The sequence below is a fragment of the Pseudomonas sp. WPR_5_2 genome (assembly GCF_003634475.1).
Classification (GTDB): Bacteria; Pseudomonadota; Gammaproteobacteria; order Pseudomonadales; family Pseudomonadaceae; genus Aquipseudomonas; species Aquipseudomonas izuensis.
The window spans coordinates 254,569-278,615 of sequence record NZ_RBLA01000001.1 but is presented as its reverse complement, the minus strand read 5'-3'; the positions used below and the strand labels follow the sequence as shown (position 1 = coordinate 278,615).

Annotated in this window: 23 protein-coding genes; 10 read left to right on the top strand and 13 right to left on the bottom strand. The window is 56.1% G+C overall.

The annotated features are described in order from the left end of the window. Position 1 precedes the first annotated feature (1 nt). From BJ917_RS01235 to BJ917_RS01215, 5 genes are all read left to right on the top strand, one after another. Positions 2–766, top strand: a complete 765-nt coding sequence (locus BJ917_RS01235) for an SDR family NAD(P)-dependent oxidoreductase (protein ID WP_121101160.1) — start codon at positions 2–4, stop codon at positions 764–766. Positions 767–776: 10 nt separating this feature from the next. Beyond that, on the top strand, positions 777–1,583 hold the full coding sequence (locus BJ917_RS01230) for an enoyl-CoA hydratase/isomerase family protein (RefSeq protein WP_121101158.1): 807 nt from the start codon (positions 777–779) through the stop codon (positions 1,581–1,583). Positions 1,584–1,601: 18 nt separating this feature from the next. Then, entirely contained in the window at positions 1,602–2,012 is a 411-nt protein-coding gene (locus BJ917_RS01225) for a PaaI family thioesterase (RefSeq protein ID WP_007980444.1), read from the top strand. Beyond that, complete coding sequence (locus BJ917_RS01220) at positions 2,002–3,207, top strand: CaiB/BaiF CoA-transferase family protein (protein WP_008017992.1); 1,206 nt, start codon at positions 2,002–2,004, stop codon at positions 3,205–3,207. The genes BJ917_RS01225 and BJ917_RS01220 overlap by 11 nt, the downstream gene beginning before the upstream one ends. A 100-nt stretch (positions 3,208–3,307) precedes the next feature. Beyond that, positions 3,308–3,655, top strand: a complete 348-nt coding sequence (locus BJ917_RS01215; protein ID WP_121101155.1) for a cobalamin B12-binding domain-containing protein — start codon at positions 3,308–3,310, stop codon at positions 3,653–3,655. A gap of 109 nt (positions 3,656–3,764) precedes the next feature. Here BJ917_RS01215 and BJ917_RS01210 read toward each other — a convergent pair whose 3' ends face one another. Together BJ917_RS01210 and BJ917_RS01205 are read right to left on the bottom strand one after the other, a co-directional pair. Further along, entirely contained in the window at positions 3,765–4,268 is a 504-nt protein-coding gene (locus BJ917_RS01210) for a DUF934 domain-containing protein (RefSeq protein ID WP_008017994.1), read from the bottom strand. Next, the gene (locus tag BJ917_RS01205) at positions 4,265–5,938 is read right to left on the bottom strand and encodes a nitrite/sulfite reductase (RefSeq protein ID WP_121101153.1); all 1,674 of its coding nucleotides are present in this window, start codon (positions 5,936–5,938) and stop codon (positions 4,265–4,267) included. The genes BJ917_RS01210 and BJ917_RS01205 overlap by 4 nt, the downstream gene beginning before the upstream one ends. A 544-nt stretch (positions 5,939–6,482) precedes the next feature. Between BJ917_RS01205 and BJ917_RS01200 the strand changes: the two genes are divergently transcribed. After that, the gene (locus BJ917_RS01200) at positions 6,483–7,658 is read left to right on the top strand and encodes an MFS transporter (protein WP_052037650.1); all 1,176 of its coding nucleotides are present in this window, start codon (positions 6,483–6,485) and stop codon (positions 7,656–7,658) included. A gap of 85 nt (positions 7,659–7,743) precedes the next feature. On the opposite strand, the gene BJ917_RS01195 is transcribed toward BJ917_RS01200, so the two are convergent. The 3 genes from BJ917_RS01195 to BJ917_RS01185 all read right to left on the bottom strand — a co-directional run bounded on the left by BJ917_RS01195 (position 7,744) and on the right by BJ917_RS01185 (position 9,297). After that, positions 7,744–8,499, bottom strand: a complete 756-nt coding sequence (locus BJ917_RS01195) for an SDR family oxidoreductase (RefSeq protein WP_008017997.1) — start codon at positions 8,497–8,499, stop codon at positions 7,744–7,746. 51 nt (positions 8,500–8,550) lie between these two features. Beyond that, positions 8,551–8,841 carry a muconolactone Delta-isomerase gene (gene catC, locus BJ917_RS01190; protein WP_121101150.1) on the bottom strand — a complete coding sequence of 97 codons (291 nt, stop codon included), beginning with the start codon at positions 8,839–8,841 and terminating at the stop codon, positions 8,551–8,553. Positions 8,842–8,913: 72 nt separating this feature from the next. Beyond that, a complete protein-coding gene (locus BJ917_RS01185; RefSeq protein WP_043302331.1) occupies positions 8,914–9,297 on the bottom strand; it encodes a helix-turn-helix domain-containing protein in 384 nt (127 codons plus the stop codon). 93 nt (positions 9,298–9,390) lie between these two features. Here BJ917_RS01185 and BJ917_RS01180 point away from each other — a divergent pair, with 93 nt between their 5' ends. Next, complete coding sequence (locus BJ917_RS01180; protein ID WP_008017999.1) at positions 9,391–10,518, top strand: alkene reductase; 1,128 nt, start codon at positions 9,391–9,393, stop codon at positions 10,516–10,518. Positions 10,519–10,973: 455 nt separating this feature from the next. Here BJ917_RS01180 and BJ917_RS01175 read toward each other — a convergent pair whose 3' ends face one another. The 4 genes from BJ917_RS01175 to BJ917_RS01160 form a co-directional block, all read right to left on the bottom strand. After that, on the bottom strand, positions 10,974–11,984 hold the full coding sequence (locus BJ917_RS01175; RefSeq protein ID WP_008018000.1) for an XdhC family protein: 1,011 nt from the start codon (positions 11,982–11,984) through the stop codon (positions 10,974–10,976). Positions 11,985–12,120: 136 nt separating this feature from the next. Next, positions 12,121–14,349 (bottom strand): molybdopterin cofactor-binding domain-containing protein, encoded by a 2,229-nt coding sequence (locus BJ917_RS01170; RefSeq protein ID WP_121101147.1) that lies wholly within the window; start codon positions 14,347–14,349, stop codon positions 12,121–12,123. Continuing rightward, positions 14,342–14,827 carry a (2Fe-2S)-binding protein gene (locus BJ917_RS01165; RefSeq protein ID WP_008018002.1) on the bottom strand — a complete coding sequence of 162 codons (486 nt, stop codon included), beginning with the start codon at positions 14,825–14,827 and terminating at the stop codon, positions 14,342–14,344. Before BJ917_RS01165 ends, BJ917_RS01170 begins: the two co-directional genes overlap by 8 nt. Positions 14,828–15,128: 301 nt before the next feature. Further along, a complete protein-coding gene (locus BJ917_RS01160; protein ID WP_008018003.1) occupies positions 15,129–16,310 on the bottom strand; it encodes an MFS transporter in 1,182 nt (393 codons plus the stop codon). 439 nt (positions 16,311–16,749) lie between these two features. Between BJ917_RS01160 and BJ917_RS01155 the strand changes: the two genes are divergently transcribed. The 3 genes from BJ917_RS01155 (at position 16,750) to BJ917_RS01145 (ending at position 19,885) form a co-directional block, all read left to right on the top strand. Further along, a complete protein-coding gene (locus BJ917_RS01155) occupies positions 16,750–18,186 on the top strand; it encodes an aldehyde dehydrogenase (RefSeq protein ID WP_008018004.1) in 1,437 nt (478 codons plus the stop codon). A 44-nt stretch (positions 18,187–18,230) separates the two neighbouring features. Next, positions 18,231–18,509, top strand: coding sequence for a muconolactone Delta-isomerase (locus BJ917_RS01150; protein ID WP_008018005.1), 279 nt, complete (start codon positions 18,231–18,233; stop codon positions 18,507–18,509). A 113-nt stretch (positions 18,510–18,622) separates the two neighbouring features. Further along, a complete protein-coding gene (locus tag BJ917_RS01145; RefSeq protein ID WP_121101144.1) occupies positions 18,623–19,885 on the top strand; it encodes a cytochrome c in 1,263 nt (420 codons plus the stop codon). A gap of 76 nt (positions 19,886–19,961) precedes the next feature. Here BJ917_RS01145 and BJ917_RS01140 read toward each other — a convergent pair whose 3' ends face one another. From BJ917_RS01140 to BJ917_RS01125, 4 genes are all read right to left on the bottom strand, one after another. After that, a complete protein-coding gene (locus tag BJ917_RS01140; RefSeq protein ID WP_121101141.1) occupies positions 19,962–20,555 on the bottom strand; it encodes a TetR/AcrR family transcriptional regulator in 594 nt (197 codons plus the stop codon). Positions 20,556–20,659: 104 nt separating this feature from the next. After that, positions 20,660–21,481 carry a CoA ester lyase gene (locus tag BJ917_RS01135; protein ID WP_008018010.1) on the bottom strand — a complete coding sequence of 274 codons (822 nt, stop codon included), beginning with the start codon at positions 21,479–21,481 and terminating at the stop codon, positions 20,660–20,662. Further along, a complete protein-coding gene (locus BJ917_RS01130) occupies positions 21,478–22,683 on the bottom strand; it encodes a CaiB/BaiF CoA-transferase family protein (protein WP_008018011.1) in 1,206 nt (401 codons plus the stop codon). The genes BJ917_RS01135 and BJ917_RS01130 overlap by 4 nt, the downstream gene beginning before the upstream one ends. Before the next feature lie 6 nt (positions 22,684–22,689). Beyond that, positions 22,690–24,042 carry an MmgE/PrpD family protein gene (locus BJ917_RS01125; RefSeq protein ID WP_121101138.1) on the bottom strand — a complete coding sequence of 451 codons (1,353 nt, stop codon included), beginning with the start codon at positions 24,040–24,042 and terminating at the stop codon, positions 22,690–22,692. Positions 24,043–24,047 lie beyond the last annotated feature (5 nt).

The window sequence follows — 24,047 nt, the reverse complement described above, 5'->3', positions numbered from 1 at the left end:
GATGAGCACTCGAAATTTCACTGCCACACAGGTCGCCGCGATCACCGGCGCCGCTCGCGGCATCGGCCTGGCTATCGCCGAACGACTGGCGCGCCAAGGCGTATTTGTCTATCTGTTGGACCGCGACGAAACAGCACTCGCCGCAAGCGTTGAGGCCTTGACGGGGCATGGTTTGAAGGTCGCTGGCATTGCGCTGGACTTGACCGAAGGTGAGGCTGTCACTGCGGCGTTTGCACGGATCCACGAAGCCCACGGGTCGCTCGACTTTCTGGTTAATAACGCCGGTGTGGTCAGGGACAAGCGTTTCCTGAGCATGACCGAGCAGGACTGGGACCTGGTCGTCGATACCAACCTGCGTGCCCAATTTCTGTGCTGCAAGGCCGCTCTGCCGTTGATGCTGGAAAAAGGCTTCGGCCGTATCGTCAACATGTCCTCCAGGGCCTGGCTCGGCGGTTTCGGCCAGGCCAACTACTCGGCGGCCAAGGGCGGCGTGGTGAGCTTAACCCGCAGCCTGGCCATCGAGTTCGCCGCCAAGGGCATTACTGTCAACGCCATCGCGCCCGGCATTGTCGATACCCCGCTGTTCCAGAGCTTCGCTCCTGAGGTTCAGGCAAAACTCAAGGAAACCGTGCCGGTAAAACGCATTGGCACCCCCAATGACATCGCCAACGCCGTGGAGTTTTTCCTCGACCCAGACAGTTCCTATGTAACCGGACAAACCTTGTATGTCTGCGGCGGACGCAGTCTGTCGTCGGCCAGTGTCTGAGGTGAGCGCCATGTCAGTCTCAATGCAAATACAGGGTGCGATTGCACTGATCACCCTTGATCGCCCGCAGGCCTTGAATGCCCTAGACCTGGATTCGCTCCAGGCCCTTCGCGAACACCTGGTGTATGTGCGCGATAACCCCGCGTTGCGGGTCGCCGTCATCACCGGCGCCGGCGAGAGGGCGTTCTGCGTCGGCGCAGACCTTAAAAACACCCGTTCTTCGTCCGCCTCATATGCCCAGGCGCTGTTCCTGGCGAATGAACCTGCGGCGGATGCCGGACTGTACATCCGCTTGATGGACCTCACCGACCTCGACCTGCACAAGCCGTTGATTGCCGCTGTGAACGGTCACTGCCTGGGCGGTGGCCTGGAGCTTGCGCTGCAATGCGACCTGCGCATCGCCAGCAGCAGCGCCTCCTTCGGGCTGCCCGAGGCTGCCGTGGGCTCTATCCCCGCAGTCAGTGGTTTGCATCGACTGATGCGGGCGATACCGGCGGCCCCTGCCATGCAGATGGCCTTGACTGGGCAACGCATCGATGCACATCAGGCACTGAGTGTCGGGCTGATCTCCGAGCGGCTGGACAGCCACGAGGCATTGCTGGCGCGCGCCATGGAGCTCGCCGAACGTATTGCACAGCAGGCGCCCTTGGCCATACAGGCACTGCAAACCCTGTCACGCAGCACAGCGCACCTCAGCGACCGCGATGCCCAGCGTTTGACCGAGTTGTATTGGGGGGTACTGCGCGATACCGAAGATCGTATCGAGGGGCGTCAAGCCTTTGCCGAGAAACGTGTACCTCACTACAAGGGCCGCTAGATGGCCCGAGGAGCGATCATGCAATTGCACAACCCCTTTCTTCAGGGTCTGGGCGTCACGTTGGTCCGCTGGGTGCCGGGAGAGGCTGAATTCCAGTTGCACATCTCCGAGCAACATCTCAACCGCCAGGGCGCCTTGCACGGCGGGATGATCGCCACGTTGATGGACGCGGCTTGCGGCTATGCCGGCCTGCACACTGGCGAAGGCGAAGCAGAGATTCATGGACTCACCGCGATGTTGAACATTGCCTACCTGCAACCGGCATTCGAGGGGAGCGTTAGCGCATTGGGCCGGGTTCGCCGCGCCGGCAGGAGCCTCTACTTTGCCGAAGCCGAGCTGCTGTCCGACACCGGCGTACTTCTGGCCACCGCCCAAGGGACCTTCAAGAAACCCCGGGCGTCGATCCGCGGAGGTAATCATGTTACGTAACGCACTGGACGGCCTCACCGTCCTCGATTTCACCCAGATCGCCGCAGGCCCTACGGCGACCATGCTGCTGGCCGACATGGGGGCGCGGGTGATCAAGGTCGAACCCCGCGAAGGAGAGTTGGGGCGCACCCTAGGGCCGGCCTGGGTGGGCGAAGACAGCGCGCTTTACCACGCTTTCAACCGTGGCAAGCAATGCATCGGCCTGGACCTAAAGCATCCCGACAGCATCGAGGTCATCAAACGGCTGGTACTGCAAGCCGACGTGCTGATCGAAAGCATGCGCCCGGGCGTGATGACCCGGCTGGGCCTGGGTTATGAAACCCTGGCCGCGCTCAAGCCTGACCTGATCTATTGCTCAATCTCGGCCTACGGCCAGGAAGGTCCCTATTCGGACAGGGCGGGTGTCGACGGGATTCTACAAGCGGATTCCGGACTGATGAGCCTGATTGGCACGCCAGGCTCGGCCCCCTGCAAAGTGCAGGCTCCAGTGGTGGACGTAGTCACCGGCTACATGGCCTGCATGGCCGTATTGGCCAAGCTACACGCCCGTCAGCACGATGGGCTGGGCGGCCATCTGGATGTCAGCCTGATGAACTCGGCGCTGGCACTGCAACAGTCGTCCATCACCAGTTATCTGAGCGATGGTAAGTTGCCGACTCGCATCGGCAGCGGCGCACCCTACTCGGCTCCCAACGAAGCCTTCCAGACCGAGGATGGCTGGCTGATGGTTGCGGCCTACAACGGCAACCGCTGGCCGACATTGTGCAAGGTGCTGAACCACGAAGAATGGATTACCGACCCACGCTACGTCAGCTCCGCGCAACGGGTCATCCACCGCGCCGAAATGTGCGCAGCATTGACGGACGTGTTCATGAGCAAGCCAACGGCTCATTGGCTGCAGGTATTGCATGAAGCGGACATTCTCTGCTCGAAGGTGGCCGACTACAGCGATCTGATGAAGCATCCGCAGCTCGCCAGCAATGGCATGCTGGTTGAGCTCAACCATCCTGTACATGGCGCCGTGCGCGTCCCGGGGTTTCCCATCAACAGCGTTCAGGCTGCGCAAACGCCCTATGCGCCAGCCCCGCAAAACGGTGAACATTCTCGCTCGGTGCTGCGCGACTTTGCGTTTTCCGAAGCGCAGATCGCCGCGCTGGAGGCATCGCAGGCGTTGCACTGTAGCGAACCCCTCTGATCGCCAGTGGCTAAACCCCGGGCCCTTTCTTCGCGATGCGCTGAAAGGGCCCGGGGGTTTTCTTTTCTGCAAAACACTCCGTTATTGAAACTCGCTGCACATGTCGCGGGCTTCTTCACGGTTTACGATGCATCATGGCCGACCGCCACAAGTACTGCTCGGAAAGCTGGGCCTGGATGGCCATGATCGCAGGATCCGCTTGATCAACTCAGTACTCGTCGAAGCAGGATTTCGGGTCACGATGCTGCCACTGTTTCAGAGCCCCACTGAATTGCTGGCGTCCAAGGACGGCGCCGGGCCGATCGAACTGATCGGGTTTTCCAGCTTGGCGGGCATGCACAACGAAATACTCTACGATCTGCTCGAACATCTGTGTCGGCGGCGCATCGACGTCCCCGTGGTGCTGAGCGGGATCATTGCGCAATCGGGACATCGCCTCACTCACTAAGCAGGGTGTCAGTGCCGTCTTCGGTCCAGGGGTCGATGTGCTGCCTAACCGTTGATGAGCCTTGTCGAGCAACAATCAGTTCAAGCCAGCGAACCGAATGCGAAAAGGATCAACGACGCCGAAACAACGGCCGCGGCTCAATCACCGAACGCCCATACAGCACGCTCATACCAGCCAGTCCTTTAAGGGCATCTTCAGAGGATTTGTCTTCACGCACGGCAAAGCTGGTGAAACCGCACTGGCGCATGTGGCTGAGCTGATCGCGCAGCACATCGCCGATTGCGCGCAACTCGCCCTCCCAGCCCAGCCTCGTGCGCAGCAGATACGCCTGGCTGTAGCCGCGTCCGTCGCGAAAGCTGGGGAAATCCAGGGCGATAAGCGGCAATACATCCAGCCACATTTCAAGGCTTTCCAAATCGTCATCGGGGCCAAGCCAAACGCCATCCACACTGATTGCCTGCAGCGTGCCCTTCTCCTGTCTCTGGCGCCAACGCGCGAGTGGCAGGATCAGCGGGCCGGCCGGGAGTTCGCCATCGATGTCGCGGATCAGGGTCCACTGGTCATCCAGAACATGGCGAGCACCGCCTTCGCACAACATCAGCAAGTTGTTCATGCCACGGCCTCCGCGTATTTTGGGTAAACCCGTTCCTTGAACGGCTCGATACCGATGCGGGAGAACGTATCGATGAAGTTTTCATCGACTTCGCGATAGTCGACGAAGGTGTCGACGATGCGCTCGATAACATCCGGTATTTGCTCGGCGCTGAACGACGGACCGATCACTTTGCCCAATGCCGCAGCTTTGCCCTGCGCGCCACCCAGAGTGATCTGGTACCACTCCATGCCGTTTTTATCGACCCCAAGGATGCCTATATTGCCGATGTGGTGATGACCGCAAGCATTCATGCAGCCCGAAATATTCAAGCTGAAATCACCCAGATCATGCAGGAAGTCCAGGTCATTGAACCGCGCCTGGATCGCAGCGGTAATGGGTAGCGAGCGAGCATTGGCCAAGGCGCAAAAATCGCCACCGGGGCAGGCAATGATGTCAGTCAACAAGCCAGCATTGGCCACCCCCAGCCCGTGATCGCAGGCCAGCATCCACAACGCGAGCAAATCGCTTTTGCGCACGTCCGGTAAAATCAGGTTCTGCTCATGAGCGATACGTATCTCACCGAAACCGAAAAGCTCCGACCAGCCAGCTACTGCCTCCATCTGTACTGCTGTCAAGTCACCAGGTGGAGTATCCGCACCGGGTTTTGTCGACAGTACGACACTCACGTAGCCGGGGACTTTATGCGCCTGGGTATTACGCGAGACCCACCGTGCAAAGTTAGGAGAAGCCATAAGCTCACTGCCAAAACTCAGCGTGGTATCACTCAGGGATTGATACGCGGGCGCGACAAAAGCACGGGCAACACGTTGGTATTCGACTTCGGTCAGTTGCGCCGGACCATCTTTGATTTGCTGCCATTCCTGTTCGACTTCAGCAGCGAAAGCTTCGATGCCCAGCGACTTGACCAGGATCTTGATTCGGGCCTTGTACTTGTTGTCACGCCGTCCGTGGCGGTTGTAGACCCGCAGTACCGCTTCGACATAAGACAGCAAATGCTCCCAGGGCAGGTCTTCCCGAATCTGCTGCGACAAGATCGGAGTTCGTCCCAATCCACCGCCGACCATTACCCGCAAGCGCATAAGGCCTGCTTCGTCGGCATACAGGTACAGGCCGATGTCGTGCATCATGATCGCCGCACGATCCTGTTTTGCAGAACAGATGGCAATCTTAAATTTGCGCGGCAGATATAGAAACTCCGGGTTAATCGTTGACCACTGGCGCAGGATTTCTGCCAAAGGTCGAGGATCCATCAATTCATCGGCGGCGACGCCGGCAAAGGCTTCGGTGGTGATATTGCGCACGCAATTACCTGAGGTCTGGATAGCATGCATATCCACTTCCGCCAGATGCTGCAGAATCTCAGGCACCTGATGCAGCTCGATCCAGTTGTACTGCAGGTTTTGCCGGGTGGTGAAATGCCCGTAGCCACGATCATAGTCGCGAGCGATTCGCGCCAGAGTGCGCAACTGCCGCGCCGACAAAGTACCGTAGGGAATTGCGACCCGTAGCATATAGGCATGCTTCTGCATATACAGACCATTCTGCAGACGCAGCGGCAGAAACTCTTCTTCGCTCAACTCGCCCGCCTGATAGCGTTCGACCTGATCGCGAAACTGTTCTACGCGCTCCTGCACCAGTGCACGGTCGTAGTCGTCGTATTGATACATGCTCGGGTCCTCATCAGTGTTTGCCCTCTGACACGGGGCAACTTCGATGGGGCCAATATGCGCTTGCGCTGATACTCATTACAGAATCAGGTCATGCATAAAAAACCGGATCAGATCTGGCGCAATCCATCCAGTACTCGTGGCATATCTGATATTGTTTTTTTAAAGTTTGGTGTGTCTGTTTTGACGCGGAGCAACCGCCACATCCCCCTCCAATACTCAAATCAATATGAGATGGCCTTTAATTGCTTACCTGATGCCATCAATGAACCGTGCACTCCCGTAGATATACGAAAATTCGTAATCCCAGGCCGTCCAGGCGGTGATGAGTTTCCTCGTTTCATGCGTTGAAAACTGAGTCGTTACACAGTAAAGGATGTGCATTTTTACGGATGGCGTCCGCACTTTTTCTGGCTAGCGAGCGGGCACGTCTTGCGACAAAAATGGGGTGTCGAATGCCCGATCACTCTTTTTATGCCCTTCGAGTATGTCAGTGACAGACCAGCACCCAAAACCAACAGTGGCTGTTTCCGTTTTTTTGGCCATCGCACAGATTATGGTCTGGGGTGGTTCATTCTTTTTAATGGCGATGCTGGCAGGGCCGGTGGTCAAGGACACGGGCTGGTCGCAGCAATGGGTGTACGGTTCACTTTCGCTAGGGATTCTGATCTCAGGGCTGCTGGCGCCGATGGTCGGCCGCGGGGTCGCCAGGACCGGTGGTCGCCTGATCCTCGCAAGCAGTGGCCTCATCATCGCGCTGGGCCTGGTCTTGCTCGCCAGCGCACCCAACCTGCCCTGTTTTGTTCTGGCCTGGGTGGTGATCGGTGTCGGAATGGCTGTCGGACTCTACGACCCTTTGTTTGCCGCTCTGGGACAACTCTATGGAGACAACGCTCGCAGCGCGATCACCCGTATCACGCTGATTTCGGGGTTCTGTACCACCATAGTCTGGCCGCTGATTGCCATCCTCATCGAGCGCTTCGGCTGGCGTGAAACCTGTTTGGTGTACAGCACCGGACTTGCGCTGCTAGTACTGCCGATCTACCTGTGTGTGTTTCCCAAACACGTCCCCGCAACACAAACAACAACGGCTCACCCACGCATCGAACAAGCTCTATCGAACGTGGCGCAAGAAAGGATGTTCAAGCTACTGACGGCGGGTTTCATCCTGGCCTCCGTGATCATGACCGCGATTTCGGTACAACTGATCGCCGTGCTACAAGCGCAAGGCATCTCGCTCGCTGCAGCCCTGGGTATTGCCGCACTGCTCGGACCCAGCCAAGTGGGTGCCCGCGCTATCGATATATTTATCGGCAGGCAAACTCACCCGATCTGGAGCGCGTTAGGCTCTTCGGTTCTCGTCGCGCTTGGTCTGGGGTGCGTGATCCTGTCACCCAGGATGGCAGCATTGGGCATCGTGCTTTACGGCGCTGGCAGTGGCATTCGTTCCATCGTTCGCGGCACCTTGCCCCTGGCGCTGTTCGGTACACGTATCTACCCGATCATACTGGGCCGAATTGCTCGTCCCACATTGATTGCGCAAGCATTGACACCTTTGGCTGGGGGGTACTTGCAGGAGCGCTACGGCGCAACGGTAACCATGATGGTCCTCGGTGGCCTCGCGCTAATCAATGTCGTTCTCGTGCTGATGTTGTTGATTGAGGTTCGCAAAGTGCCGAAGTCGAACGAAACCAGCGCTGCGAATACAGCGCCTGATTGACGGGTGGCGTGGTCCATGGGGTTGTCCGCTTCGCAACCCATGAACCTTGATGGCCCACTCATGGGAAGCGCGATCATCATCCCGCTTATATGCCTTGGCCTCCGGACACTTCAATCCGCTGAGCGTTGACCCAGCGATTGTCCTCAGACAACAAACTCGCGATCATCGGTCCAATATCGTCCGGTAGCCCGGTGCGGCCGAGCGCGGTCATATCCGCGAACAATTTGTTGACCTCAGAATTGTCGCGGACGGCGCCGCCGCCAAAGTCAGTTTCGATTGCGCCCGGCGCCACAGTGTTGACCGCAATACCTCGGCCACCCAGTTCCTTGGCCATGTACACGGAAAGTATCTCGACCGCCCCCTTGACTGCTGCATAAGCGGCATAGCCAGGAAAGGAAACCCGCGTCAACCCGGAGGATAGGTTAATGATACGGCCGCCATTGGCGATCAATGGCAGCAGCGTCTGAGTCAAAAAGAAAACACCCTTGAAATGGACGTTGACCAGCCCGTCGAACTGCTCCTCAGTGGTCTGTTCGATCAGAGCGTAATCACCGTGACCGGCGTTATTCACCAAATGATCGAATGTTTCGCGCTGCCAGATCTCGCGTAATGCCTTCTGAAGCTGCCCAGCGAATGGCGCGAAACCAGCAATTTTTCCGGTATCGAGTTGCAAGGCGATCGCCTTGCGCCCCAAGGCGTTGATTTCTGCGACGACAGCCTCAGCGTCTTCACCACGGCTCTGATAAGTAACAATGACGTCACTGCCGTGGCGAGCGATGCTCAGTGCAGTGCTTCGGCCGAGCCCCCGGCTTGCACCGGTAACGATAGCAATCTTGGTCATGATGGATCCTCATCGTGCATTGATTAGCATGCAAAACGGAACAACGTTGGCCTAGCGATTATCCTCATGAATGGAGGCTGGATGCTGGCACATCGCTTCTACCTCAATTGCCATGTAGGGATGTAGCGGTAATTGCATCAACAGGTCGTGCAATTCCTGAACGCTGTCGACGTCAAAGACGCTGTAATTGGCGTAGTGCCCGGCGATGCGCCATAGGTGGCGCCACTTCCCTTGCTGCTGCAGACGCTGCGCCAAGGCCACCTCATCGGCCTTGAGCTGGGCGGCGAGTGCTGGGTTCATGTCGACTGGCAAATTCACGGTCATTTTCACATGGAACAGCATGATGCTCTCCTCAGGTTTGATGAACGGTAGTGGCTAGCTGCTTTCTTCCTTTAGAACGCTGTTTGACTCACACTAGCGCTGGCCATCAAGTGAACGCACGACCGCGTCGCACGATATCAGTCGATGGGCGTCCCCCAGTTCTTGCGCATGTTGCTGGCCCCAATCCTGGAGCGACGAAATCAGAGGTTCAAGACTCAATCCCAATGGCGTCAATGAGTAATCGACGCGTTGCGGCTCTTCAAGAGAAGTTTTTCGCCAAACAATACCGTGTTCTTCTAGCGCCTTGAGCTGCTGGATCAGGACTTTCTGCGAGATGCCGCTAATTTGAGCCTCTATCTCACACGTTCGCTTGGGACCCTCCAGCAATACATGGATGATGACTGCTTTCCAGCGTCCTGAAATGATTCCAAGGGTTCGTTCGATGGGTAGCCGGGGAAGCAATTTTGTAAGGGTCATAGGGCGATTTAATCTTGCATACCAAAGGGTGTGTAGATAGGAGAATAAGCTCTAACTAATCTGGTTCTCCAGTCCACTTTGGAGATAATTCAGATGTCCTCCTTGTTCAAGGCCTATGCACTAGGCACCCGCAAGCTGCAAAACCGCATCGTCATGGCCCCGATGACCAGATCACGCACCTCCACCGGGGACGTCCCCAATGCGCTTATGGCGGCCTATTATGCGCAACGAGTGAGTGCTGGCCTGATCATTACGGAAGCTACCGATGTGTCGGCGTATAGCAAGGGTTACGCTTGCACCCCAGGCATTTATACAGCGGAGCAGACTCAAGGTTGGCGCCTGGTAACCGACCGAGTCCATCTCCACGGCGGTACGATTTTTCTGCAAATCTGGCACGTCGGCAGAATGGCCCACCACACAATGCTACCTAACGGAGAGGCACCGCGTGGTGCGACCGATGAGCGGGCAGCACAATCCGATGTATTTATCTACGACAGCACAGGTACTGCGGTTTTCGTTCCCGCGGATACTCCGCGCAAGATTGAGACCGACGAGGTCGCAGGACTGCTCGATGAGTTCACGCTCGCCTTCAGAAATGCGAAAGCTGCCGAGTTTGATGGTGTGGAAATTCACGGCGCCAATGGTTATCTGTTCGATCAGTTCATGAACTCGAGCCTAAACACGCGTACTGATCAATTCGGGGGGCAGACACCCCAAACGCGAACGCGTCTGCTGCTGGATGTGGTCGACATTGCGATTCAGGAACTAGGGGCCGATAAGGTCGGCGTTCGTGTCTCCCCATTCGGAAAATTCAATAGCATGCCCTCTGATCCATTCGCAGAAGAAACTTTGCTTTACCTGTGCAGCGAGTTGAATCGCCGTGAAATTGCCTATCTGCATGTCGTCTACCAACCGTTACCAGCAGGCAACACTGTGGACAGCGAGTTCAACGAAAATAATCTCAGTGACGACTTAGTGCGCGAGGTCCGTAACGCCTTTCAGGGAACATTGATCTGGTGTGGAGGATTTGACCAACAAGCGGCTCAGGCGGCAATGGATGACGGTTGGGCAGACCTGATAGCTTTCGGCAGACCTTTCATTGCCAATCCTGACTTGGTGGATCGTTTGAGAAACAATTGGCCGCTTGCTGAGGCTCCTCATTCCACCTTCTATACACGCGACGGTGAGAAGGGCTATACCGACTTTCCATATTTCGAATAAGACGTTACGCGTCCGCCAAATCACACCTTGCGTGAATAACCGAGCAATCTCTCAGCCAATGAACGTCGCTGCAAGACAATGAAGACCAAAAGCGGTTTCACACATTCTGGGTTCAGGGTGAACAAACACTGAATACTTTCAATGCTGGAATTTTTTTGGATTGGCTGCGAAATCGGTAGTAGAAAGTAAGGCTCATAGAGCTGTTGGGGCCGCATCAGTGATCCCAGCAGCCACTTACCGACTATCCATTGGCATGATAGAGATGCCTTGAGCGAGATGACGGCGCACTTGTCGCATAGATGTCCGCTTAAAAAGGCTAGAGATAGTGTCCTCTTTGCAAAGCAGGTAGAGACCACAGCTTTTGCATCCACGGGGGATTCTAGGGAGCTTGGGCACGGTAACGAGCAAAGGTATAAATCACTGCTTTGGTTCAGTCGGTGTTAGATCACAGAGATTCAGGCGCTTGCGATCAGCGATAACAGATTCGGCTCAACAAAGGACTTCTTTTGCACCGCTTGGACTCCATTCTTGATCGAGACGATTTCGGCCATCAGCGACAAGGCTATTTCCGGCGGAGTATGACTACCAATATGTAAACCAACAGGCCCATACAATCGAGCAATTTCGTCCTCCGCCAACCCAAGCAACAGGAGGTTTTCTCGACGTTTGAGTGTGTTAACTCGAGAGCCAAGCGCGCCGATATAGAAAGCATCGGACTTCAGTGCGGTCAATAGTGCCATGTCATCCAACCTTGGATCATGGGTGAGCGCGACGATGGCAGTATGCGCATCAGGGACGATCGCTTGCACGGCATCGTCGGGCATTCCTGGAACAAAGCGGGCTCCTTCGTCCTCCCAGCCATAGGCGAACTCTTCTCGCGGATCGCAGATAAGGACGTCGAAATCCAGCATTCGAGCCATAGACGCCACGTAGCGGGACAGTTGTCCAGCGCCAATCAACAGCAGACGCCAGCGCGGCCCATAAACAGTCTTCAGTCGTTTTCCGTCGAACTCAAGGAGATCATCGCACGTCGCAGCACCCAGTTTCGACTGACCTGTGCTTAACGACAGTTCACGACTCACAATTTCGTGGTTTTCGCAGCATGCCAACAGTTCTTCGACCCAGGACGAATCAGTTATCCGTTCTTCGGTTAACCGTAACGTGCCTCCGCAGGGCAGTCCAAAACGGGCCGCTTCTTCTCTGCTCAATCCGTAGGTGATCAGTTGTACGGGAAGATTGAGCACATCTTGATCCCGTTCTGACTGACGACGAGCGATCAGATCATCTTCAATGCACCCTCCCGACACTGACCCGATCACCATGCCATCTTCGCGCAAGGCTAACATCGCGCCTGGTGGACGGGGTGCACTTCCCCATGTCTGGATGACCGTATAGAGCCAGACAAGATGTCCGTCGCGGCGCCATTGCAGGACGTTTTTCAAGACGTTGAGATCGACGCTGTCCATGGGGCCTCCGGACATACTTGAAGGATAGAGACTTAATTCAGGGTGGGAATGTGGCTGAAAACCCACGCTGAGCAGCCAGAAAAAACACTCACTACTGCATCACAGCAGCGGGTAGTTTTGCCGCTATTGCGGGCAGTCAAACACTGGTGCTTGCGGTATGCCCCAACGCGGCCAACACTTTGGCCTCGGTGAAAGGTATTGACCGCAGACGCACTCCCGTGGCGTCGAATACCGCGTTACCGACCGCCGCACACACCACGGCCGCGGCAATTTCACCTACGCCCAGCGGAGGTTCCGTGGGACGTTCGATCAACTCAATTTCGATCTCCGGAACTTCCGGGAAGGTGAGGATCGGATAGGACGCCCAGTCGCGGCTGGTCACGGTCGCCTGATCGAACTTGAGTTCTTCGCGCAAGGTCCGGCTGAGGGTTTGCACGATGCAGCCTTCGATCTGGTTGCGGGTCCCGTCGGGATTGATGACAAGCCCACAGTCATGAGTGACGTAGAACTTGCGCGCAAGGATCTTGCCGGTTTTTCGGTTTACCTCAACGTCCGCCACCATGGCCACGTAAGTTTTCGACAAGTCGTATTTGACGTAGGCCAGTCCCCTCCCCCTTACCGTCTCGTCGGTACCGGCCGGGCGAGGATAAGCCCCTGCCTGCCACTTCGAGATCGTTGCCAGCCGTTGCAACACCTCGGCACCACGCAAGTCGGTGGGATCGATGCTTTCGAGGCGGATCGTCATCGGATCAATTCCTTCAACTGCTGCAATTTCGTCAAGAAAACTTTCGTTGGCAAAAGTGTTCTGCATCCGCCCCGGGGAGCGAATCCATGCAGGACGAAACGGCGTATTGGCCAAGCGATGACCTTGAGTGAGAATATTGGCAAACCGATAAGGAATGCCTGAATTACCCATCACGCCGCCCGGCGAGATGAAGTCTTCATGGGGCATGCCGCTCAGGTCGGCGGCGATCAGCGCCACCGTACCCGGTTTGCCATCCGGCACAAAGAAGTCGCTTTGCCATGCGATCAAATGGTTGTCAGCGTCGAAACCGGCCTGCATATCGATGAGCGTCGGAGGCCCCTTCGGGTCCCACCCGTGTTCATCGGCACGCATCCATTGCACGCGCACCGGCTTGTTCATGATCTTCGCCAACAAAGCTGCATCTGCCGCTGCGTCCTCATGACCGTTGCGGCCATAACAACCGGCGCCCTCCAGGTAAATCGCGCGTACGTTTTTTGGATCAAGCTTGAACATCACCGCCAACTGCCGACGCAAGGCGTGGGTGCCCTGGGATGCAGTCCAGCAGGTCAGATCACCGTCCTTGAACTGAGCGATGGCACACGATGGGCCGATGGAGCCATGGGTATGAATGGCGAAGTCGTAGGTGGATTTCAACGTGCGATGTGCGCTGCCCAAAGCCGCACCGGTATCGCCCAACTTGCTGGAGACTTCGGTATTCGTCACGGGTGTAGCACGCACATGCTCCCAAAGCTTTTCCTGCTCAGGCAGTCCCGTCCAGTTCGTCCACGAAGCGCTGAGGGTTCTCATCGCCTGGATCACTGACCATTCCGTCTTGCCCACCACTGCCAGGAAGTTTCCTTCGCGCACGACTTTCAATAGACCAGGAATGTCCTTGACCGACGCCTCATCAACGCTGACTAGCGTTGCCCCCATCGCTGGTGGCCGAATGACCCGGGCATGGAGCATCTCCGGCACCTTGAAATCCTGCATGTAGGTAAAGTCGCCGGTGACTTTTGGTGGAATATCACGACGCGCCGCGGACTTACCGATGCTCCGGTATTGCGTGGCATCTTTGAGCACCACTGTCGTCGCGATGGGCAAGTTCAACTGATCGCCGCCAACCAGTTCGCCATAGCTGAGGCCAGGTGCCCCAGGTGCGGTGGAGATCACGCCGTTAGTGACTTGCAAGCGATCAATTCCGACCTTTAAGCGCACGGCGGCTTTAGCTATCAATGCCTGACGGGCAGTCGCCGCAGCCTGGCGAATCTGCAACCCGCCATTGGTGATCGACATGCTGCCGTATGTGGTGCCTTGATCCGGGGTCAATGCTGTATCACCCTGGACGATCGTGATCCGTTCAATTGCTACATCGAGTTCTTCGGCGGCCATTTGCGCCAGCGCGGTCTCAACCCCGGTACCCAGATCAACTTTGCCGGAGAACACCGTGACCTGACCGGTTTTATCGATAGCTAGAAAAGCGTCGACTTGATCGATGTCGACGCTTTTCTCCTGAGTACCTGTTTGAGCAAGCAACTGAGCGGCTTGAGGTAGCAGGCTGAAGCCGACCACAACCGCCCCACCCTTGAGAAACCCTCGTCGACTGCTTGAGATATCAAACATGTTGGCCTCCCTGCATCGATTCGGAGGCGCGTTTTACCGCGCGCAAGATCCGCACATGAGTGCCGCACTTGCATAAGTTATTGGCCAGTTCCTGGCGGATTTGCTCGTCGCTCGGTGTCGGGTTGCGATGCAGCAACGCCGCCGACTGCATGATCATGCCGTTGATGCAGTAGCCGCACTGCACTGCTTGTTCATCGATGAACGCTTGTTGCAGAGGATGCAAGGTGTCGCCTTCGGCCAAACCTTCAAGCGTGGTGACGCTAGAACCTACTACGGCGGATACGGGCATCAGGCAAGACCGCAACGCCTCTCCATTGAGCAATACCGTGCAAGCACCACACTGGCCCAAGCCACAGCCGAACTTGGGACCATGAAATCCAAGCTCATCGCGAAGAGCATATAGGAGTGGCATATTTGGATCATCAACTTCGACTGTAACTGTTTTTTGATTCACAACCAGCGATAGTGACTGACTCATGGTGCTCGCCTCTCTGCAAGAAAATGCCTGGTGACGTGCGCTCAATATACGCCTCACCCACCCAACTGTTCACAACTTGTGTTTCAGCTGAAACCGATTAAGTTGCGATGATTTGTTCATTTGACCTCCTGTTGTATCCGCCAGCAGCAGATCGTTTCAGGAATGGTCGTACATCAAGCGTGACCGCTCAAACGATATGAAGAAAGGAGTCAGTTGACAAAATATCAACTCAATACTGAGGCGGATGAAAAAAGGCAGGAGTTGCCTCGCGCCTTTTTTTGTGGGAATAAACATCACTGGATCAAGCGATCCTCGCAGACTTTGCCAAGCCGGCCAGCGCCAGCAGAGCACTGCTGGCAATAAAACCGGCCAAGGCAGTCACTCCCATTTCCAAACCGAAAAATTCAATGAGATAACCCGTGGCCACTGGAATGATGCCGGCTGGTATGTAACCGCCGATATTGAATATCGCATTCGCCTCAGCTCGGCGATTGGCCGACACATTATCGGCAATCAGCGTCAACCCGCCCAATTGCCCCAGACCTTGACCCGCTCCGGCAAACAAAGCGCCTACCAGAAGCCACGCCGCAGAGCCAAAGTGCAGTGCAAACCACAGACCCAGCATGCTTAAAATCGTCGAGAGGCCGCTGAGCAAAAACATTTTTTTAACGCCGAATGGCTTCATCGCAAATTGCACGAGCACCGCGGTAAGAAACATGAAAAACGCCATCACACCACTCAGGAGGGGTTGATTGGTATGTAAAAATGTCGCGAGCATCTTCGGTCCCAACGAAAGCACAAAAGACGTAGCTGTGATCCCGGGCCCGAAAAAGGTCACTCCCAGCAAGACAATGCCGATGCTCTGCTTTGGTATAGAGGGAAGCTTGGGACGGAACGTTCCGGTACCCAACTTCCGATGGGGTTGGCGAAGAACGGCGATCAGCGCGAGCAACAACAGCAGGATTTCAGTGCTGAAGACCAGGCGAATCGGATCCGCGCAGTAGTGGGCTATTACCCCCGCTAACAAAGGTCCCGAGCCCGCACCCGCGACCATGGCAACAGAGGCCATTAACGACGCGAAATGCTTACGATGGGACGAGGTCTGTTCAACTACATTGGCCATACCCGCAGAGACGACAATACCCACTGATACGCCTGTCAGGAAGCGCGCAAGCATCAGGACGAAGACGCTTTGAGCCGCCTCAAATAACACTGCGGCTGCGATGGCTATCACAATGCATGGCAGCAACATTGCTTTGCGCCCATAGTGATCCGAAAGTTGCCCAGCAACAATTAACGTCATTAACAACCCGAGAATGTAACATCCGAAAATAACAGTCAGTATTCCCGAAGCAAATCCTAATTCATCCTGCCATATTCCATATAACGGTGTTGCAGCATTGGAAAGTATAAATATTGCCGTGATTACCCAGGCGGCCCGCATGACGCCCAGTGTGTTGTCAGCTTTCACTTCGATATTCATCGTTAACACTCCGCATAAATTCCCGTAGTGGAGGGAGCATAAACAGTGCTCTTTGACTTACATATGCCCACGCGCGCGGAGTTCATGTGCAAATTTTCACAAGCGTGAGCGTTGAGGTTGATAACGAACCTCAGCGAGGCCAAGCGAGTGGATCTACTAAATGATTTCCCAAAGAAAAACCCCGGCAATAATGTCGCGGTTGTGGTTTCAGATGCTTATCCCCGCTCTTTTCCAGGCTCTTTTTCGTTCCGTAATCCACTGACGATTGGTTTTTTCTCAATCTTCCAACGCCATAAAATCAGTTGAACAACCCTCTGCTTGCTTCTGTAATGAAATTCACCCTGCCTGCATCGTCTGCCGCGTACCGACGATAAAGGTTGACCCGACACTGCTCGCTTGTCGCCTCGAATTGCGAGATTTCATTCAGAGAGAAATGACCATGTTTGAAAAAGTGAAGAGTTACATCCACGGGAGATATTCGGAGCCGGTGGAAGGCGCGTATGTGGACAAAATCGATCCGCGCAGCGGGCTCAAACTCAGTGAAGTCGCCAACAGTGAAGCACGCGATGTTGAGCTCGCTATCGAATCGGCATCCAGCGCATTGCAGGCGTGGCGCGATATGCGCCCAGCTGACCGTGGACGTCTACTCAACGACCTGGCTCGCATCATTCGGCGCAGTGAAAGCACCTTGGGCGCGCTGGAGAGTGCAGACACTGGCAAGCCGCGCAGTGAGATGTCAACGCTAATGGATCTCACCGCCCAATACTTCGAGTTCTATGGCGGCATCGTGAATGTGATGGATGGCGAAGTGATCAACCAAGGCCCGAATTACCATGTTTACACTCGGCGCGATCCATTCGGCGTTATCGGCGTAATTTTGCCGTGGAATGCCCCGCTCCACCAAGCTGCACGAGCAATCGCGCCAGCGTTGGCCACCGGCAATGTCGTCGTTGCGAAACCATCCGAGCATACCTCCGCATCATTGGTAGAGTTGGCGCGCATTGCCGTGGAAGAAGCCGGCATACCCGCTGGCGTTTTCAACGTCATCGTTGGAAAAGGCAGCGTTATAGGGCCGGTCATGGCCCGTCATCCTGATATTCGCAAGATCTCCTTCACCGGTGGGTTGCGAGCAGGTCAGGAACTGGGACATATCGCCGCAGAGCGCATTCTCCCACTGACCCTGGAATTGGGCGGCAAGTCAGCCAATATCGTCTTTGACGATGCTGACCTCGATGCTGCGGCAAGGGGTTCGACCACTGCCTTCACATGGAACAGTGGTCAATGGTGCGCGGCCGGCACGCGCCTGCTGGTTCAGGAAAATATCTACGATCGTTTTGTGGAAAAGCTAGTCGCCGAAGTCGCAGCGCTGCGCGTCGGCCCGGAAGATGACGCCACTTCAGGCCCCATCACAACTCAGGCGCAATTCGAAAAAATAAAAAGCTATTTCGCCATCGCCGAACGCGAAGGTATGACGCTTGCTATCGGGGGCAAGGTGCTATCCCGGCCAGGACTGGATGAGGGGTGGTACATCGAACCTACGGTCTACACCCACGTCACTAACGATATGACGCTGGCTCGGGAAGAGATCTTCGGACCGATCGTGTGTGTCATACCGTTCAAGGATGAAGCCGACGCCTTGCGCATTGCCAATGATAGTGAGTTTGGATTGGGGGCCGGGATATGGAGTCGGGACATCGGACGCATCCATCGCGTTGCAGGCAGACTGGAGGCCGGGCGAATCGTGGTCAACGAATACAGCGGCGGCTTCGTGCAGACGCCCTGCGGTGGCTTCAAACAAAGCGGATATGGACGCGAACAAGGTGTTGATGCCCTGTCTCATTACACGCAATTGAAATCAGTGATTATCCGTTTGTAAGAACGGAGGTCGCTTATTCGCCCTCAGACAGACAGGAGATTCCCATGCTGTTTCACGTACACATCCAGATCAACATTCCGCATGACGCGGACCAGGAAAAAATTCGAAACCTCAGCGCCCTGGAGGTCAAGCAAGCGCAAGAACTTCAGCATCAAGGGAAGTGGCTACATCTATGGCGGGTGGCTGGAAAATGGGCAAACGTCAGTGTTTTCGATGTCGAAAGTATCGACGAGCTTCACGCAATCCTGAGCGCTCTGCCGCTGTTCCCCTTCATGGCGCTCGACATAACACCGTTGTGCAAACACCCTGCGGCCATAGGGTGAGGCAAAACCTCATTGGGAATTTTTGCTGAGGTGATAAGCAGCCGTGCCGAATTTCCAGGCAAAGCGCACCTCCGCAAGATAGACCTTGTCAACGCCAGATAAGGAACCTGATCATGAAAAAGAACCTGATTCCTGCCCTTTGCCTTGTCTGGCTGAGTGCAGTAATTGTGCCTGCATTCGCAGCCACCGACAGTACGTTCGCCAGTACCGGCGAATACCTGGCGAGGGCCGGAGATTGCGCCGCCTGCCACACTGTTCCCGGAGGCAAGCCATTTGCCGGCGGGCTTAAAATGGTGACGCCCATGGGCGCCATTTACTCCACCAACATTACCCCTGATCGTGAATCCGGCATTGGTCGCTACAGCGAGGCCGAATTCATACGAGCGGTTCGCGAAGGCGTAGCCCAGGACGGCCATCGCCTTTATCCGGCCATGCCATTTCCTTCCTATGCGAAAATCAGCGATGAGGACATGCATACGCTCTATACCTGGTTCATGCAGGAAGTCCCCCCCGTCGCCCAGGCCAATACAGCGTCGGACATTCCCTGGCCGCTTAGCATTCGCTGGCCATTGATGTTCTGGAGTTGGACGTTTCTAGAGGATGAACGCTACACCGCCGTCCCGCAGCAGTCTTCAGAATGGAACCGCGGCGCTTATCTGGTCCAGTCCCTAGGGCATTGCGGTGCCTGTCACACGCCGAGAGGAATCGGTTTTCAGGAACTGGGTCTGGATCAAAACAGCCCTCGCTACCTGAGCGGTGCACAGGTCGACCATTGGTTCGCTTCCAATCTGACCGGCAATCACAACACGGGGCTAGGTCGCTGGGACATCCAGGACATTGAAAACTTCCTGCGCAGCGGCGCTAATCGGCACGCGACCTCGTTCGGCTCAATGACCGAGGTGGTCAACAATAGCAGCCAACACCTGACTGAACAGGATTTGCGTGCCGTCGCGGTGTACCTGAAATCCCTGCCCGGAGCCCGTGACGATGATGGAGCACCCTATCAACCGGGAGCGGGCCTGGCAACCAGCCTCAGTGGCAATCGTGGCCGCCTGCTCTACGCCAACCATTGCCTTCAATGTCACGGTAGCAACGGCCAAGGTCGAGCGCCTTGGCTGGCGCCGTTAGCGGGGAACCCCAATGTGCTGGAGCCGGATCCATCATCGTTGATCAACGTCACCCTTAATGGCACCCCCTTCATCGTGCTCCATGGCATCCCCTCCCCCTTCCCCATGCCCGGTTTCCACGCCGCGCTGAACAATCAAGACGTGGCCGACGTGGTGACTTATCTGCGCACCGCGTGGCACAAGGAGGGTTCGAGCGTGACGGCTGAACAGGTGAAAAAAATCAGGGACGTGACGCAAGGGGTACATTGATCGCGATCCAGCCTACTGCGGCTCACGCGAGCAAGACGCGCGACTGCCTCTAGCGAGTGTTTTGCCGCAGCCAAGGCTAATGCCTAACCTGAACCAGTTTTCGACAGAGCATCGCCACGGGATCGGTGAGGGATCGAACCGTCACCGCCTCACTACCCATCGCAATGATGACCCCTGAAAGCATCGACAGCATGCACTGCGCGAGCAGGTCGATATTGCACACTTGAAACAGTTCCTGCTCAATGCCGTGAGTAATAATCTCACGGAGTTCGCCCACATAACGTGCGTGAAGCTTGATCAGTTGACACTGTGATGCTTCATCGATATGGCGCATGTCCCGCTCAACCAAACGCTCTTCACCTCCGAACTCAATACTGCGGCGCAGATGAAACAGTACAAATGCATCGAACTGGTCCAGAACGCCTCCAAGTGCAGGTTTGAAGGCTTGCCAGGCGTCGAGCCGCTCCTGCAACACCGACGTCAGCACCTGTTCAAGCAACTCCCGCTTTCCGGGGAAATGGTAGTAAAGGCTACCTGCATGCACCCCGAGCGTTCTGGCCAATGTGCGCATGGACATGGCGCTGTAGCCTTGTTCGAGCATCAATTGGGTGGCGACTCGCACGATTGCCGAGTCGCACAACACCGGCCGTTCTTTAAGGAGCGAATTCATTCGTCACACCGCCCATGCCCACTCGCTATGCATAGGCAGGCAACTTGCTCAATCCGAAAAGCACCTTGCGCAAGAGCCTTCGGCATCTGAAGCAAATGCTCCGGTTAATTTGCATGAGCCAGTACCTGACGAGCGCGCTGTAGCACTGGCGCGTCAACCATCTGTCCATCGAAGCGAAACGCTCCCCCTTCCTTTTCAGCCGCAGCAAGGACGTTACGTGCCCACTCCACCTCACGCGCCGCAGGGGCGTACACCGTTGCGACCACTGTCAGCTGAGCAGGATGTATGCACAGCAAACCATCAAACCCCATACCCCGTGCGCGATGTGCTGCCAGAGACAACCCGTGCAAATCACTGATATTGGCAAACACGGTGTCGATCGGCGGCGCCAGACCCGCGCTCACGCTGTGCAACAGCAGTTGAAAACGAGCCTGATCCATGATCGTTGCGCTTTCTTCAGCGCCCTTCATACCCAAGTCCAGAGCCAGGTCCAGGCCCCCGAAACTCAAGCGCTCAACACCTTTGGCCGTTGCGATGCTCTGCAGCGCAAGCAGGCCCCTGGCACTTTCAATCAGCGGCCATACGGGTTTGCCACAACGCAGGAGTGCCTCGACCTGAGCAACCGACTCGGCTTTGGGTAAGATCACGCCGATAACACCTGGGTGCGCCGCGCAGAAGTCAATATCGGCGGCGTGCTCACAATGATCGGGCGCATTAATGCGCACCATGACTTGCGCTTTCGGATGACTACGCAGAAACGCTGCCAGATTGTGGCGTGCCTGTTGTTTGAGAGACTCCTCAACGGCGTCTTCAAAATCGACAATTACCCGGTCTGCGCCATAAGCCAGCGCCTTTGAAAACCGGTCCGGTCGACTCCCTGGAACAAACAACGCAGTGATCACCGACGGTAAGTTTCGTCCACTCATATCACTGCCCCCCGCTTCATTTGCGCAATAGATTCGGCCGTATAACCGAGCTCTTCAAGAATGGCTTCACTGTGCTCGCCCAGCGCGGGGACAGGGTCCATGCGAGGAGCGAACGCACTGTTAATGCCTGGAGGCAGCATTGCTGGAAGCAACCCTGCGGGGCTGTCAATCTGTACCCAGCGTTTGCGCGCTTTTAGTTGTGGATGGTTCCACAATCCGGCCATATCGTTGACGTTGGCGCTGGCAATCTGCGCGCGGTCCAGCCTTTCGACAATTTCCGCTGCCTTCAGATCGGCAAAGGTATCTACGATGATCTGCCGTAAAACCTTGCGGTTGGCGGATCGCTGAACGTTGGCGGAAAAACGCTCGTCGAGTTTCAGGTAAGGCATCAGCAACACCTGGTCGCAGAAAGTTGCCCATTCGCGCTCATTTTGCAGACCGAGCATCACCGCTCCCCCGTCGCCAGCCGGGAACGGTCCGTAGGGGTAAATGGTGGCGTGAGAGGCGCCGGCACGCGGTGGCGGCTGAGCACCGTCGTAGGCGTAATACATTGGAAAGCCCATCCATTCAGCAAGACTTTCAAGCATGCTGACATCGACCCGACTGCCAAGCCCGGTGCGCCCGCGCAACAGCAACGCGGACAATATGCCGCTGTAGGCATACATACCGGCCGCGATGTCGGCGATCGAACACCCGGCCTTGGCCATCTCATCCTCGCCTGCCCCCCCTGTGACTGACAAGAAGCCGCTCTCGCTTTGAATCAACAAGTCATACGCTTTCTTGTCCGAGTAAGGCCCGCCCTCCCCGTACCCCGAGATGTCGCAGACGATAAGCCGCGGATACCTGTCGCGCAGCGCTTCAAACGACAACCCCATTCGCGCAGCCGCACCGGGTGCCAGGTTTTGCACCAGGACGTCGGCCTTGGCAAGTAAAGCGTCGAGTACACGGTCCGCCCCTTCTGCCTTGACGTCCAACGCGAGGCTTTCCTTCGAGCGATTGCTCCACACAAAATGTGATGCCAAACCGTTGGTTCGAGTGTCATACCCGCGAGCAAAATCGCCAACATCGGGTCTTTCAATTTTGATCACTCGCGCGCCCATATCCGCCAGTTGGCGCGTACAGAATGGCGCTGCAATAGCGTGTTCAAGACTGACAACCGTGATCCCGTCCAACGGACGCGTTGCGTTATTGTTTTGATTCATTAACGACTACTCCAACAGTGTCGACAGGTTGTCGGTGTACTGGAGCGCCCAGATACGTTCGATCATCTGATTGATCTGGTCGGGTGTTCGTGCTTCAGAAAAGCTCAGCAATCTACGGAATTTTTCTTCCAGTTCGAGGCGAGACAGCGTGTTTCCCGGATCACCTTTAGGCTCATCGCATTTGCCGAGAAACACCCGGCCATCTGTTGTGGTGACTTGTACTCGACCGAGCCACTGCTGCGGGTAAGCGCGATCGACTACCAGATCCAGTTCCATGCTGACGTTATTTGCAAAACTCGCGACATCCAGATCGGTCAGCGCTAGACGATCGAACTCGATTAACCCTGCCTTTGCGTGAACGGCGATTAAACCCAAGACCGTTCCCATGGAAAATTTCGCCTGATGGACAGTCTTGGGCACTACTACGCGCCCCAGCACATCAATGGCCGCCTGATGGACGTGGGTGACCACCTTGGAAATGTTTTTATGGGTAAGCTCGTGTTCGCGCATCACGTTCTGCAGTGCGTCAGCAGCAGGATGGGTGTGCCGACATGAGGCGTGGAATTTGAAAGAGGTCTCAAGCAATGCCCATCGGCTGCCAAGGCCGTTCGACAATTTGCCTGGATCGGCATCACTGGACATTCCAGCAGCCAAGCCTTGATCGCCTTCCAGAATATTGCGCGCTCCGGTAAGCCCGTCTTGAGTTAAATAGGCCGCGAGCAAACCATCTGCGGCAGCCTTAGCCGTGTGCAATTGCTTGGAGTCGGCGGCATCGCGCAAAAACTCCCAAAGCCCGGCCGCTTGAGTACCGGCGGTACCCAGAAGATTTATAAATTGCTCCTGGTCGAATCCAAGCAACTTGCCCACCCCAACCGCCGACGCCAAGGTCCCGACAGTCGCTGTAGTGTGGAAAATACGATAATGCGAACGCCCTAGAAACTCACCAATGCGGATGCCTGCCTCATAGCCCGCAATCGACGCTAAAAGCAAGTCACGGCCCGACTTCCCATGCTCTTGCGCGGCGGCTAACACCGCCGGAAATACGACGGTTGCAGGGTGCAGTACCGAACTGTTGTGTAAATCGTCCTGCTCAACCAGATGCGACGAAGCGCCATTGACCAAAGCCGCAAAGTACGCGGAAGTGCTGCGACCGTTGACGACGATTATGGCCTTGCCTTGCGTCGGTCCCATTGTTTCTGCGTAACGTTCAAACAACGGGATCGGGTGCGCGCCCTGGCTCGCAAACGCACTGCCGAGCCAGTCAAGAAACAGTTCCTCTGTGCGGCTCAACACGTTGTCGGGGATGTGGGAATAATTAAGATCAGCGAGAAAACTCACTAATTGTTGTGTATGGCTCATGGGCT

Excerpts from the sequence above, each read along its gene's own strand:
- BJ917_RS01235 (WP_121101160.1), top strand. The coding sequence starts at position 2 with ATGAGCACTCGAAATTTCACTGCCACACAGGTCGCCGCGATCACCGGC.
- BJ917_RS01230 (WP_121101158.1), top strand. The coding sequence starts at position 777 with ATGTCAGTCTCAATGCAAATACAGGGTGCGATTGCACTGATCACCCTT.
- BJ917_RS01225 (WP_007980444.1), top strand. The coding sequence starts at position 1,602 with ATGCAATTGCACAACCCCTTTCTTCAGGGTCTGGGCGTCACGTTGGTC.
- BJ917_RS01220 (WP_008017992.1), top strand. The coding sequence starts at position 2,002 with ATGTTACGTAACGCACTGGACGGCCTCACCGTCCTCGATTTCACCCAG.
- BJ917_RS01215 (WP_121101155.1), top strand. The coding sequence starts at position 3,308 with ATGTCGCGGGCTTCTTCACGGTTTACGATGCATCATGGCCGACCGCCA.
- BJ917_RS01210 (WP_008017994.1), bottom strand. The coding sequence starts at position 4,268 with ATGAACAACTTGCTGATGTTGTGCGAAGGCGGTGCTCGCCATGTTCTG.
- BJ917_RS01205 (WP_121101153.1), bottom strand. The coding sequence starts at position 5,938 with ATGTATCAATACGACGACTACGACCGTGCACTGGTGCAGGAGCGCGTA.
- BJ917_RS01195 (WP_008017997.1), bottom strand. The coding sequence starts at position 8,499 with ATGACCAAGATTGCTATCGTTACCGGTGCAAGCCGGGGGCTCGGCCGA.
- catC (WP_121101150.1), bottom strand. The coding sequence starts at position 8,841 with ATGCTGTTCCATGTGAAAATGACCGTGAATTTGCCAGTCGACATGAAC.
- BJ917_RS01185 (WP_043302331.1), bottom strand. The coding sequence starts at position 9,297 with ATGACCCTTACAAAATTGCTTCCCCGGCTACCCATCGAACGAACCCTT.
- BJ917_RS01180 (WP_008017999.1), top strand. The coding sequence starts at position 9,391 with ATGTCCTCCTTGTTCAAGGCCTATGCACTAGGCACCCGCAAGCTGCAA.
- BJ917_RS01175 (WP_008018000.1), bottom strand. The coding sequence starts at position 11,984 with ATGGACAGCGTCGATCTCAACGTCTTGAAAAACGTCCTGCAATGGCGC.
- BJ917_RS01170 (WP_121101147.1), bottom strand. The coding sequence starts at position 14,349 with ATGTTTGATATCTCAAGCAGTCGACGAGGGTTTCTCAAGGGTGGGGCG.
- BJ917_RS01165 (WP_008018002.1), bottom strand. The coding sequence starts at position 14,827 with ATGAGTCAGTCACTATCGCTGGTTGTGAATCAAAAAACAGTTACAGTC.
- BJ917_RS01160 (WP_008018003.1), bottom strand. The coding sequence starts at position 16,310 with ATGAATATCGAAGTGAAAGCTGACAACACACTGGGCGTCATGCGGGCC.
- BJ917_RS01155 (WP_008018004.1), top strand. The coding sequence starts at position 16,750 with ATGTTTGAAAAAGTGAAGAGTTACATCCACGGGAGATATTCGGAGCCG.
- BJ917_RS01150 (WP_008018005.1), top strand. The coding sequence starts at position 18,231 with ATGCTGTTTCACGTACACATCCAGATCAACATTCCGCATGACGCGGAC.
- BJ917_RS01145 (WP_121101144.1), top strand. The coding sequence starts at position 18,623 with ATGAAAAAGAACCTGATTCCTGCCCTTTGCCTTGTCTGGCTGAGTGCA.
- BJ917_RS01140 (WP_121101141.1), bottom strand. The coding sequence starts at position 20,555 with ATGAATTCGCTCCTTAAAGAACGGCCGGTGTTGTGCGACTCGGCAATC.
- BJ917_RS01135 (WP_008018010.1), bottom strand. The coding sequence starts at position 21,481 with ATGAGTGGACGAAACTTACCGTCGGTGATCACTGCGTTGTTTGTTCCA.
- BJ917_RS01130 (WP_008018011.1), bottom strand. The coding sequence starts at position 22,683 with ATGAATCAAAACAATAACGCAACGCGTCCGTTGGACGGGATCACGGTT.
- BJ917_RS01125 (WP_121101138.1), bottom strand. The coding sequence starts at position 24,042 with ATGAGCCATACACAACAATTAGTGAGTTTTCTCGCTGATCTTAATTAT.